The sequence below is a fragment of the Tolypothrix campylonemoides VB511288_2 genome (assembly GCF_045999855.1).
GTDB lineage: Bacteria > Cyanobacteriota > Cyanobacteriia > Cyanobacteriales > Nostocaceae > Scytonema > Scytonema bouteillei_A.
In genome coordinates this window covers 244,477-256,819 of sequence record NZ_JBFPMW010000003.1, presented here as the reverse complement: position 1 = coordinate 256,819, position 12,343 = coordinate 244,477, and the positions used below count along the sequence as shown (strand labels likewise).

The 12,343-nt window shown below is 43.8% G+C and carries 9 protein-coding genes; 5 read left to right on the top strand and 4 right to left on the bottom strand.

All coding sequences use genetic code 11. The annotated features are described in order from the left end of the window. Window positions 1-117: 117 nt before the first annotated feature. Complete coding sequence (gene hemC / locus AB0756_RS09970) at window positions 118-1,089, bottom strand: hydroxymethylbilane synthase (RefSeq protein ID WP_038081128.1); 972 nt, start codon at window positions 1,087-1,089, stop codon at window positions 118-120. 523 nt (window positions 1,090-1,612) lie between these two features. Between hemC and AB0756_RS09965 the strand changes: the two genes are divergently transcribed. Further along, the gene (locus AB0756_RS09965) at window positions 1,613-1,885 is read left to right on the top strand and encodes a hypothetical protein (protein ID WP_038081130.1); all 273 of its coding nucleotides are present in this window, start codon (window positions 1,613-1,615) and stop codon (window positions 1,883-1,885) included. Beyond that, window positions 1,885-2,115: a type II toxin-antitoxin system HicA family toxin gene (locus tag AB0756_RS09960; protein WP_038081132.1), complete on the top strand. Its 231-nt coding sequence runs from the start codon at window positions 1,885-1,887 to the stop codon at window positions 2,113-2,115. Before AB0756_RS09965 ends, AB0756_RS09960 begins: the two co-directional genes overlap by 1 nt. 85 nt (window positions 2,116-2,200) lie before the next feature. On the opposite strand, the gene dusB is transcribed toward AB0756_RS09960, so the two are convergent. Next, on the bottom strand, window positions 2,201-3,256 hold the full coding sequence (dusB, locus tag AB0756_RS09955) for a tRNA dihydrouridine synthase DusB (RefSeq protein WP_038081134.1): 1,056 nt from the start codon (window positions 3,254-3,256) through the stop codon (window positions 2,201-2,203). Between the two features lie 415 nt (window positions 3,257-3,671). Between dusB and dnaK the strand changes: the two genes are divergently transcribed. From dnaK to AB0756_RS09940, 3 genes are all read left to right on the top strand, one after another. Further along, window positions 3,672-5,585, top strand: coding sequence for a molecular chaperone DnaK (gene dnaK, locus AB0756_RS09950; protein WP_038081137.1), 1,914 nt, complete (start codon window positions 3,672-3,674; stop codon window positions 5,583-5,585). A gap of 374 nt (window positions 5,586-5,959) precedes the next feature. After that, window positions 5,960-7,024 (top strand): hypothetical protein, encoded by a 1,065-nt coding sequence (locus AB0756_RS09945; protein ID WP_038081141.1) that lies wholly within the window; start codon window positions 5,960-5,962, stop codon window positions 7,022-7,024. Window positions 7,025-7,174: 150 nt separating this feature from the next. Next, window positions 7,175-7,834 (top strand): acetoacetate decarboxylase family protein, encoded by a 660-nt coding sequence (locus AB0756_RS09940; protein WP_038081143.1) that lies wholly within the window; start codon window positions 7,175-7,177, stop codon window positions 7,832-7,834. 12 nt (window positions 7,835-7,846) lie between these two features. Here the strand turns inward: AB0756_RS09940 and AB0756_RS09935 are convergent, their stop codons facing one another. Further along, window positions 7,847-8,893: a glycosyltransferase family 4 protein gene (locus AB0756_RS09935; protein ID WP_038081198.1), complete on the bottom strand. Its 1,047-nt coding sequence runs from the start codon at window positions 8,891-8,893 to the stop codon at window positions 7,847-7,849. A 172-nt stretch (window positions 8,894-9,065) separates the two neighbouring features. Then, the gene (locus tag AB0756_RS09930) at window positions 9,066-12,314 is read right to left on the bottom strand and encodes a N,N-dimethylformamidase beta subunit family domain-containing protein (RefSeq protein WP_038081145.1); all 3,249 of its coding nucleotides are present in this window, start codon (window positions 12,312-12,314) and stop codon (window positions 9,066-9,068) included. Between the last annotated feature and the right edge of the window lie 29 nt (window positions 12,315-12,343).

Here is a 12,343-nt window from a genome sequence, read left to right as displayed (position 1 = left end):
TTAAACTCTGCGGTAGGGTGGGCATGACTCACCGTGACATTACTGGTGGGTTATACCCACCCTACTGCCGTACAACGGTAACTTCCTTTGATCTAATCACATTGCTAGCAGATTAAATTAAGAATTTCTTTGGATTTCAGCAAAGATTTCGTTGAGAATTTCTTGTGCTCCTTGCTCTCTCACCTTTTGTGCAAGTTCCGTTCCTAATTTTTCTGCATCTTCAGTCTCTCCAGAGACTGTATCTTTGACTAGTTTTTTTCCATCTACACTGGCAACAATACCCGTTAGAGTTAAAGTATCACCGTTGATTTCTGTATTGACACCGATGGGAACTTGACAGCCACCTTCTAAATCGCGCAGGAAAGCTCGCTCTGCCAAACAGCGATCGCGTGTTTCTGGATGTTCGATGGCTTTAAGCAGCGATATCAATTCAGCATCATCAGCACGGCATTCAATCCCCAAAGCGCCCTGTCCTACAGCGTGAAGAGACACTTCTTTGGACAAAACTTGATGAATGCGATCGCTCATTCCCAATCGTTCCAAGCCTGCAACAGCCAAAATCAGAGCATCGTACTCGCCAGCATCCAGTTTAGACATGCGCGTGTTGAGATTTCCCCGTACATCTTTAAAACTGAGGTGAGGAAAATGATACCGCAATTGTGCCAGTCGTCTGAGGGAAGAAGTTCCGATCACTGCGCCTTCTGGCAAAGTATCAATTTGTTTATCCTTATATTTTTCATGCACGACAAGTGCATCTGCTGGATTTTCACGTTCTGTAACAGCCGCTAGTGCCAATCCCTCAGGTAAACGTGTGGGCAAATCCTTTAGAGAGTGAACGGCAAAATCAATCTCCTGATTCAGCATTCCCAGTTCAAGTTCTTTAGTAAATAATCCCTTATCGCCAATTTTGGCTAAGGCAACATCCAGAATTTTGTCACCTTGGGTAGCCATGGTGTGAACTTCAAAAGAAATTTCTGGAAAACGTTTCTGGAGTTGTTCTTGTACCCAATGGGTTTGAACGAGTGCTAATTGGCTTTTACGAGAACCAATGCGAATTGTGCGTATGGAACTGGAAACAACAGATGTCATAAAAAAGTATGTAAAGCCAGGAGATAAATTCACTTTATCTAGAGTACCGCAGTGAGTGACTTATCAGCCTTGCAATCTGCCTATTTTCGTGCTCGTTTTTTCTTCACATTTCTTTACCAAATTTTTGTTAATTTCATTTAGCAAAATTGCCTTTTTCTCTTGTTTTTACTTTCGTGCTCGTACTCTGCATGGGAATGAAGTGGTCGCAGACTGGGGTGTTGACTTTGGGAGTAAGAAATGGTAATGATTCACAGAATATATGTCCGATCTCCCGAAATCAAGTAGGTGGCAAATGGAATTATCCCTCTCCTCAGAAATCGCAAGGTTTCTTACATCCATAAGGGGCGATTGCCTCCGGCACGCTTTGCGAACGCCACTTAACAGCTTCTGTTACTTTGCCCAAAGCAGCATTTCAAATTCACGTAAGTGCGGGCGAACACGCGACTCTGCCCAGTACAGTTGAAGCGATAATTAAAATTCAGGCAGTGGCGGCAGTACTTAATTGTGAAGACAGGATAGGAAAATGTACGTTAACTACACAGTTCAAATTTGGAAAGAAGACTCGCAATTTGTAGCTCATGCCATACCATTAGATGTTATGAGTTCAGGGCAGACACCTGAGGCGGCAAGAATTGCTTTAGACGAGGCAGTTCACCTTTTTCTAGTTACCGCAGCCTCTATGGGTACTTTAGAAGAAATTCTTGAAGAAACGGGCTACAAATTGCAGGATGGAAACTGGGTAAGCCCCGATTTGGTGGCGATTGAAAAGCATTTTGTGACAGTAGGTGTTTCTTAATGCCGAAAATCACACCTATTTTTTGGCAACGACTTGAAAAGGTATTTCTTGCTACAGGCTTTGAATTTGCGCGACAAGAAGGGAGTCATCGTTGTTACGTCAAACAGGGTAGCTCTAGACCAGTTGTAATCCCAACATACGATGAAATTCCTGTTTCAATCATCAGAAATAACTTGAAAACAGCTGGAATTTCCAGAGATGAGTATTTTCAGTTGCTAAATCAAGTATGACATCTCAAAGAATAACTTTGCCTGAAACATTCCTCGCTTAACTGCTTCGCGATCAATTTTGGACAGGTAAGTCGTGAGACTATGATTACACCATTGCAAAATCAGATGCCGTTTCTTCCTCCGGTTCGTAACCTTGAGTCAAGAGTTCAATAGCATTGTTAATTAAATCTACACCTTGCTGAACCGACTCAATTACGCTCAACTGTCCGCGTAAATCGGCAGCACCAACAAAACCTTTAGCATACCAAGTCATGTGCTTGCGTGCTTGGCGGACACCTTTAATACCTTTGTACTCATATAAAGCTTCCAAATGTTCCCTAGCGCATTCCAAACGCTGAATTGGAGTAGGCGGTGGTAAACGTTCTCCAGTTTTGAGGAAGTAATCAATTTCTCCAACCAAGAACGGATAACCCAAAGTTCCACGGGAACACATCACCCCATCAGCACCAGTTTGTTCCAAGCACTTCAGTGCAGCTTCAACCGAAAAAATATCCCCGTTTGCAATCACGGGTATTGAAAGTACATTTTTAACGCGTTCGATCCATTCCCAACGCGCATTCCCGTTATAACCTTGGGCGCGGGTACGACCGTGTACCGTAATCATTTGCGCTCCTGCATCCTGCATCCGCTTGGCAAAATCCAGAATTGTAATTTCTTTGTCGTTCCAACCAATACGGGTTTTGACGGTCACAGGTACGTTAACCGATTTGACCACCTCTCGAACGATGGCTTCAGCCACTTCTGGCTGACGCAGTAAGGAAGAGCCACCTCCATTTTTAGTAATTTTATTGACCGGACAACCCATATTAATATCAACGGTATCAGCACCTTCTGCAACTGCTTTCACCGCTGCTTCTGCCAAAAAATCTGGGCGACAGTCAAATAACTGAATGCTAATTGGTCGCTCGTTCGGGTCTACCTCCATGATTTTGGGCAACTGCTTAACATAATGTAAGCCCGTGGCATTTACCATCTCCGTGTACATCATTGACTCTGGTGCATAACGACGCACCAGCCGCCGAAATACCATATCAGTCACTCCAGACAAAGGCGACTGGAGGACGCGACTTTTGATCTCAACCGAACCAATTTTTAAAGGAGTCGAAAGTCTAGCTTTTAAACTAGGAGACAGCGTAACCATAAATCGAGCAACAAGCAGGGAAGTTTTTCTATTGTAAATGGTTAGTGGTTAGTGGTAGATAAGTAGCTACGAACGAACTACTAACCATTGTTAAAAGACGGCAAACACCACATGAGGGATACGGTTCACCCTAATTGTTTTCAGTATTAATTCTCATACATTAGATGAGTGACGGAACGCCGATCGCCAATCACTCAGTGGTCTTATTAACCAGCATAGAGGCATAACCGCCCTAATATAGTTCGGAAAACCACCCTTCATGGACTGGCTACATCGGCTCAGTATATATATCAGCAGTACGTCAAATCATAAGGAATTCTTGCTGGACTGGCTGCTTTCTCGTTCAGTTAGTTCAAGATTTAGTCCTTAATACTCTCTTTAAATTTCTTGTAGTTATACGGAGCCAGCACCTACAATGGCAAAAGTAGTTGGAATTGACTTAGGTACTACAAACTCCTGCGTAGCAGTTATGGAAGGTGGTAAACCTACAGTAATTGCGAATGCAGAAGGTTTTCGGACAACACCTTCAGTCGTAGCGTTTGCAAAAAATGGCGATCGCTTGGTTGGTCAAATTGCAAAGCGCCAATCAGTGATGAACCCTGAAAACACATTTTATTCAGTGAAGCGTTTCATTGGTCGTAAATTTGATGAAATTACCCATGAAGCGACTGAAGTTTCCTATAAAGTTCTACGCGACAGCAACAGTAACGTAAAATTAGACTGTCCCGTAGCGGGCAAACAGTTTGCACCTGAGGAAATTTCAGCACAAGTTCTCCGCAAACTGGTAGAAGATGCCAGCAAATATATTGGTGAAACCGTAACTCAAGCCGTTATTACCGTTCCTGCGTACTTTAACGACTCCCAGCGCCAAGCAACTAAAGATGCAGGTAAGATAGCCGGTATTGAAGTTTTGCGGATTATCAACGAACCAACAGCCGCTTCTTTGGCTTACGGTTTTGATAAGAAGAGCCAAGAAACCATTCTTGTATTTGACCTTGGTGGCGGTACCTTCGACGTATCCATTCTGGAAGTGGGTGACGGCGTCTTTGAAGTATTAGCAACGTCTGGAGACACCCACCTTGGTGGTGACGACTTCGACAAGAAAATTGTTGACTACCTAGCAGAAGAATTCAGAAAGCAAGAAGGGATCGAATTGCGTAAAGACAGACAAGCTTTGCAACGTCTGACTGAAGCAGCAGAAAAAGCGAAGATCGAACTTTCTAGCGTTACCCAAGCAGAAATTAACTTGCCTTTCATCACTGCTACCCAGGATGGACCAAAACACCTGGACATGACACTGACGCGTACTCAGTTTGAAAAACTCTGTGCTGACCTCATTGAGCGCTGTCGCGTTCCTGTAGAAAATGCACTGCGTGACGCGAAGTTAAGCAAAAACGATATTAATGAAGTTGTATTAGTGGGTGGTTCTACCCGTATCCCCGCAGTACAGCAACTTGTGAAAACCGTGTTGGGCAAAGACCCCAACCAGAGCGTAAACCCTGATGAAGTGGTAGCTGTTGGTGCAGCAATTCAAGCAGGTGTGCTTGGCGGTGATGTGACTGGTATCTTGCTGTTAGACGTAACACCACTGTCTCTGGGTGTTGAAACCTTGGGTGGTGTCATGACCAAGATTATCCCTCGCAACACTACCATTCCTACCAAGAAGTCAGAAGTTTTCTCGACAGCCGTGGACGGTCAAACCAACGTGGAAATTCACGTTCTCCAGGGTGAACGGGAAATGTCAAATGATAACAAGAGCTTGGGTACCTTCCGTCTTGATGGTATTCCCCCTGCACCTCGCGGTGTACCTCAAATTGAAGTTATCTTTGATATTGACGCCAACGGTATTCTCAACGTAACGGCTAAGGACAAAGGTACTGGTAAGGAGCAATCCATTAGCATCACTGGTGCTTCTACCCTAGATAAGACCGAAGTTGAGCGCATGGTCAATGAAGCTGAGAGAAATGCTTCTACTGATAAAGAGCGTCGGGAGAAAATTGACCGCAAGAACCAAGCTGATTCCTTAGCATACCAAGCTGAGAAGCAGTTAGAAGAATTAGGCGATAAAGTTCCTGCTGCTGACAAGACCAAAGTAGAAGGTTTGGTTAAAGATTTGCGCGAAGCTGTCGCTAAGGAAGACGACGAGCAAATCAAGAAGGTTATGCCCGAATTGCAACAAGCACTTTTTGCAGTTGGTAGCAACATATATCAACAAGCAGGTGGCGGTGCTTCTGCAACTGGTGCTCCCTCAGACCCCTCTGATGGCGGTGCTTCCTCAGGTGGTAGCGGTGATGATGTTATTGATGCTGATTTCACCGAGTCTAAGTAATTTAAGGGGATTGGTGATTGGGAACGGAGGATTGATTTCCTAGCCTCCAATCCCTTCATATAATTCAGAATGCCCATCCAAGATACTCTTGGATGGGTAATTTTTTTACAGTTTTTCATATTCAAATTTTGTAAAAATCTTATGCAGCGACTATTTCAACATGACTTGGTTAAGGCAAACCCGCTTGGCAATAACCTTTGTAAAGACGCGCTGACTGAAAGCGTCTCTACGTATATGCCAACTACTAACAAATTTTAACCAAGCAGTCTCAGACACTTATTTAAAAAATTGATATTACTTTATACGGTTTTCTTAGCAACATCTATTAAAAAATGGGAACACTGAATATTAACAACTAAGGGTTTGTACTCTAGATGAACAGACAAATGAATGTGCAGCAGTGGTTTCCAGTTCTCAAATGGTGGGTTTGGATTGCTATAACATTATCATTTCCAGTTGGTGCGGGCGCATGGGGTCTCGCTCAACTCTTTCAGTTACCAGAACTTCCCGATTGTTTATCAGAATCAAGTAAAACTTCTACCTCTACAATTCTCTATTGTGGCAAAGCGATCGCGGACGAACAAGATGTAGAGAAGTTGACTCAAGCCATAGAATTAGTAAGTAATATAGAAGCATCGCATCCCCAACATCAAATAGCCGAACAGCTCATAGAACAGTGGTCTCAGGCAATATTGCGATTGGGTGAAAATGCATTTCAACAGGGAGATATAGATAGAGCCGTTGATATTCTTAAAAATATTCCGCACAATGTTTCTACTTATAAGTTAGTAGATAACAGAATTAAACAATGGAGATCTGTATGGTCAAAAGCTTCAGTCATTTATGAAAATGCTATAGCCAAACTAGAGAAAGACGAGCGAAATAATTCTTATATAGCACTAACTGAAGCTAGAAAACTCTTACAAATAGGGAACGATTATTGGGAAACAACTAAGTATCAAGAATTAGTAGCGCAAATTCACGATATTAGAGAAAAACAGGAAGAACAAGCTGCAGAAGAAGAAAGATATCGTCAATCAATAGCCAAACAAGAAACGGAGAAAATAGACAATTGGGAGCAAGAGCAAGAAGCACAAGATGTTGCTTATTTAACTAAAGCTAGGAACCTAGCGAAGTCTCAAAAAGTTGAAGAGATGATAGATGGTATTAGCGAGGCTAGCATGGTCAGTTATGGTCGTTATTATGATGAAGCACAAAAACTGATTGCTGATATCAGACAAAATATAGAAATTGTTGACGATCGCTCCTCACTCGATCAAGCTAAAAAACTTGCAAGTCGCAATGATTTGATATCTCTACAGATGGCAATTAATGAAGCTAGCTTAATTACAGAAGGGCGTCCTCTATATAAAGAAGCAAACGAGCATATAGCTAAGTGGAACGCAAAAGTATTGAAACTACAAGACAGTCATCGGTAACCGCTTAACTTTCATTTATGACAACGAACTTATTAATAAATTTGTACCCAGAGTAAGGTGCTCGATCGCAAGCTAGCTTCTATATTAAACCTGGTACTGCTTGAACACGGGTTCAGTAGCACCAAGTCATTTATTCATATCTAGCAAACAATGGCATACCCACAAGCACCTTGGATACTGAATGGCTACGCTCTCCTAACCGGACATTCGATCGAGATTCAGCGAGTGCGTCACCTGATACCCAAAGAGTTAGAAATCATTACCGTATTACCCGGTAAAACTCTTGGTGGTGTATATCTATCCTATTACGGACAAGGCTCTGAATTGGAGTATAGCGAGTTAATTGTAGTTCCGGCGGTTGTGGGCTATCAAGGAAAAGTTGGTGGATGGGTTTCCCACATATATGTAGACAATCCAGAATCAGTTGCGGGTGGTCGAGAAATTTGGGGATTACCCAAAGAAATAGCAGAGTTCACTTGGGAAAAAGGCGAACAAATTACTGTTCGCCAGGGAGAGCGAACATTATGTACTCTCAACTATCAAAAGCCACTTTTTGCATGGCCACAGTGGTTTGGGGCTTCTAGTTTTAGCGCCAAAAATACCAATTTACTCTGCTTTTCAGCGGAAATGGAATCGCGTTTGGGACTAGTCGGTTCCAAATTAGAAGTTCCGGCGGAAAGCCCTTTTGCGGAGATTGGTTTGGGTCAACCTTTTTTAACTATTCGCGCCGAACAAATGAGTTTGAGAGTCCGTGCTCCTGAAGTAGTTGGACAAAGGGAAGTTGAGTATACTTATTCTGAAGTTGGTTAATATTGTTTTTTTCTAGGATTGCTCGGAGTTCTTCCGGACTTTCAAGCTGTTGTAGGTCAGCAAAGAAGTAGCACCACAAGCAAAAGCAATGCTATTTGGTATCCCCGCAATAACTAATGCCAAACTCCCAACCCAAAAGGTTAAAGAATAAATAAATAAAACAGTTCTTCTGTGCGACAGCCCAGCCCTTAACAGTCTGTGGTGTAAATGGCTTTTATCTGCAATAAAAGGTGATTTTCCCCGAAGAACTCGCAGTAGAATCACTGCTGACATATCTATAATTGGGACTGCCAGAATGAGAAAAGGTGATAGGACTGCAGTCACAGCAGCCGTTTTAACCAAACCAATTACACTCACGGCTGCAAGGGTAAATCCCATAAAATAAGCCCCACCATCTCCCATAAAGATTTGTGCGGGGTTGAAGTTATAACGGAGGAAACCCAATGCCCCACCACCAAGGGCTGCAGTTATTAAAGCTGCTTCGGGTTGCTGCATAAATAACGCCACAACCAACATAACCACAGATGCAATTCCCGATACCCCAGCAGCTAAGCCGTCTAAACCATCAATCCAATTAATTGCATTAACCATTCCCACAAGCCACACAATTGTGACGGGAAAACTCAACCAGCCCAGCTGAACTAGCCCACCTGTAGGAATGCTCAAAAAATCTATACTGACACCTGCTTTCCAAGCACCTGTTGCGACAACTATCTGTACCATAAGTCGTGCAATAGGAGATAGATTTAACAAATCGTCTGCTAATCCGATCAGAAAAAAGCCCACACCACCGAGGATGACTCCCAATATTTGCCATTCTTTTTCAGTTGACAAATTTCCAAATCCACCTAATGCCCAAATTACTAACAAGGAGGCAATAGTACCTGCGAAGATAGAAATTCCTCCAAGTCGCACCATTGGACGTTGATGAACTTTACGTTCATTAGGTTTATCTACTTGTCCGCTTTTGATGCCAAAATTTCTAACATCAGGAGTTGTCCAGAGAACAACTACAGCAGCAACAAGAAAGGCAATCAGATGATAAATTTGAGCGGGCATCTGCATATTCCTCTTATAGAAAATCGGTTACATATTTCAAAATGGGTAAGTCTAAGACTGCGATCGCTGTATAAGTTATGGGACACAAATCTGTGGAATTGGCTCGACAATAAAAAAAGCGAGCCCCCGGACTCGCTTTTGTTTGGTAAAGTTTTAAAGATCGAACGAACGATTAGTTCGTTGTACTAAATATGACATCAACCCAGTAGTTAGCTGATTGATAAGTGGAGGTGGGGAAAGCAGGATTACTGCTATAGGTATAGACCCCATTAGGTCCAGATTCACCATTACGGAGTGCAGACAGAGGTGGAGTACTTACACCAGAGTTAGCAAAATATCCTACGTCTTGGGAATAGAAACCGACATTGGTGTGGTAGGAAGCGACATACACAGTATTAGCAGTAATTGCGACCGGAGCCCCAAAGTTGACTTGCTGCCAACCCGAGGCAGTTTCGTTAATAAAGGTTGCCGTTGCTAACTGCTGACCGTTGCTGCTCCATAGGGTACCAACGTGAGTTCCTGTATTTTGCGGTCCTTTGTAAAAACGAATGCCTTTGATGAAACCGTTCTGACTTGAGCGGAACTTCACACCGAGTTCCACTGAACTCGGGTCATTTTCTGTAATAAGGTTAGGAGTTGCTGTGTTATTCCAAATGCTAACTGTTACTGATGATGCGTTGCCTGTAGTAAACGACCAAGTGTAGTTTTGTGCTAGGGCATTGCCTGCTAAGTCTTTTACTCTTGGATCGGTGCTACCGCCTTTGAGTGTAGCAGTATAGGTTGTGGAAGTTGCAAGGGGACTGCTTGGTGTGAGTGTAGCAGTGCTATTGCCCGCATCATAGGTGATGGTGGCAGGTACAAGTGTGTTGTTGGCGTTGCGTAACTCAAAGGTGTTGCTGTTAAGTGTAGCTGTATCTATCGCTTCGCTAAAGGTAGCGGTGATGGTTGTACTGGGGCTGACACCAGTTGTACCATTACCAGGAGTGCTGGCTGTTACTGTTGGTGGGGTAGTGTCTGGCGCAACATTGGTAGTAAAGACTACGTCTACCCAATAGTTACTGGCTTGGTAAGTGTTGGTGGGGAAGGTAGGGGTAGAGCGATAAATATACACACCATTGGCACCACTTTCACCATTACGAAGTGCATACAAGGGCGAACTGTTCACACCCGAATTGGTAAAGAAATTTTCGTTCTTGGAGTACTTACCAACACTCGTGTGGTAGGACGCTACGTAAACAGTATTGGCAGTAATCTGTACTGGAGTCGCAAAATTAACTTGCTGCCAGCCTGAAGATGTCTCGTTACTGAATGTCGCCCTCGCTAATTGCGTTCCTCCGCTGCTCCACAAAGTACCAACGTGGGTTCCCGTGTTTTGCGGTCCTTTATAAAAACGAATGCCACTGATGTAGCCATTCTGGTTGGCACGGAATTTCACACCCAGTTCTGCTGCATTTGAGTCTTGAGTTGTTATCAATCCGGGAGTCACGGAACTGTTCCAGATACTGCACGGACAGGCGCGATCGCCAACTGCAATGGCTACTTCCGTTGCAGGTGTTTGGATATTGCCGCTATCATCAATCGCACGGCTTTTGATAGTGACTGTCCCAGTCGTTGTGGGTGTCCAAGTGTAGTTCCAGTTAGCACGACCGTTAGCTAGATGCCATGTTGTTCCACCATCAACTGATACCTCAACACCACCAACAACGCCATCTGTATCGCTTGCTGTACCTGTAATAGCTATAGGATTATTGAGCTGCACTGTTGTACTGGCAGTTGGTGAAGATATTGTTGCAGTGGGAGCAGTGGAGTCAAAAGAGGGAGTTGCTAATTGCAAACCAGATTGGAGAGAGCCCGGTTGTACACCCATATCCGCAAACAAGTTAACAGTTGCTTGTTGCATACGCACATCTGGGGTTGCACCTGATGGTCTGCGATCGTGATTGATATCCAAACCCCATGACCATTGTACGGTTCCGGAACCAAACACTAAAGCACCACTACTGTGTCTGTACAGTGTTAAATGGTGGGTAGCTGTACCAGACCCAAAAGTAGACCCGTAATCTTGAAGAACAGGGGCATTGTTAACAGTCCTTGTGGACAACCAAATCAAGCCTGAGGGTCGAAAGCCGTTGTCTATATCTTCATCCCATTCGTAACCCAGCGTGCTATTGGCAAGTGTGGCAGTTGTTCCTGGAGAAAGAGTTGCAACACTAGTATTGCGCCAGAAGCGCATTTTGCCATCTTCCGCTGGTACTTGTATAGCTGTAGTTGCCCCATCGTTGACAGTAAAAAGCGTACCCGTTAAGGCATTTTCCGGACGACCGCCATCTTTGGGTGGGCTAAAGCGGGGGTCGCGCCAAGTTCCAGTCCAAGTTGTTGGTTCTGGATCGATCGCCGCATTTGCTTTGGTCTCCTTATAACAAACTAAGGTGCGGTAGGGTGCGTTTGAAATATCAATGCTGTTTTCCCAACGAGTTTTCCAAAAAACTTCATTACCGCTAAAGAATGCTAAATGAACACCTATATTTCGAGCGGCTTCAACTTTAGCACGCTGTTGAGCAGACCAATACTCGTCGTGACCTACCGATAGGAAAACTTGATGATTGCGGATCAGATCGCCAAAGCGATCGCTATCTACACCAGTAAAATAGCTTACATCATATCCGTTAGCTTCTAACCAACGCACCATTGGGTATTCAGCGTTGAATACCCAATCTTGACCGTTATCAACTATACGGGTGTTAAAAGGGCGGTTGTAACTCACTTTGTAAGCTCGACCCGCAGGCGAACCTGTATAGAGACTATTGCCACCGTAGTTGTTATATGCTTGCCAAGTTGTATCGGAAGTTTGAAAAAGTAGATCGGAAGTACTGGAGTCATCTCGGACAATAAAGACTATGTGGCTGGCTCCGCTAGTATCAGTACGCACTGCTTTGGCAAAGTAAATTCCCGACGTGGCATTTTCTGGAACATTCCATGATGCCGACACGCCCCAATTTCCACAATCAATAAGTCCAGTCGTTGCGTTATTGATGCAGTTCGGCTGGCTGGGAGTCTGGTTTTGCGGTACGTTAACTGTTGCTACTTTACGAGCACCTTGTCCACCGTAGTATCCCATACGATAGATATCAAGGCGGTAACTTGGAGCAGGGGTTTTGATTTTGAAGGAAACGGTTTGCCCTCGGTTCACACTAATATCAGTGGCAAATCCTTGAATGCTTGAATCTCCAATACCGCTAATATCCCACTCAGACGCAGGATTCCCTGCTTTACAGTTTTCAGCAACAATTGAGTTAGCAGGTGAAGTACACGGATCTGCAGCAAGCACTTTTTGCATTGGCACGCGATCGCCCACACTTAGTTGCAAGACAACTAAAATTGCGAGCATCATCAGTAATATATTTTTGAGCAACTTCTTCATTAGATTTGTTCAAGTTACTGATAGGACTG

Excerpts from the sequence above, each read along its gene's own strand:
- hemC (WP_038081128.1), bottom strand. The coding sequence starts at position 1,089 with ATGACATCTGTTGTTTCCAGTTCCATACGCACAATTCGCATTGGTTCT.
- AB0756_RS09965 (WP_038081130.1), top strand. The coding sequence starts at position 1,613 with ATGTACGTTAACTACACAGTTCAAATTTGGAAAGAAGACTCGCAATTT.
- AB0756_RS09960 (WP_038081132.1), top strand. The coding sequence starts at position 1,885 with ATGCCGAAAATCACACCTATTTTTTGGCAACGACTTGAAAAGGTATTT.
- dusB (WP_038081134.1), bottom strand. The coding sequence starts at position 3,256 with ATGGTTACGCTGTCTCCTAGTTTAAAAGCTAGACTTTCGACTCCTTTA.
- dnaK (WP_038081137.1), top strand. The coding sequence starts at position 3,672 with ATGGCAAAAGTAGTTGGAATTGACTTAGGTACTACAAACTCCTGCGTA.
- AB0756_RS09945 (WP_038081141.1), top strand. The coding sequence starts at position 5,960 with ATGAACAGACAAATGAATGTGCAGCAGTGGTTTCCAGTTCTCAAATGG.
- AB0756_RS09940 (WP_038081143.1), top strand. The coding sequence starts at position 7,175 with ATGGCATACCCACAAGCACCTTGGATACTGAATGGCTACGCTCTCCTA.
- AB0756_RS09935 (WP_038081198.1), bottom strand. The coding sequence starts at position 8,893 with ATGCCCGCTCAAATTTATCATCTGATTGCCTTTCTTGTTGCTGCTGTA.
- AB0756_RS09930 (WP_038081145.1), bottom strand. The coding sequence starts at position 12,314 with ATGAAGAAGTTGCTCAAAAATATATTACTGATGATGCTCGCAATTTTA.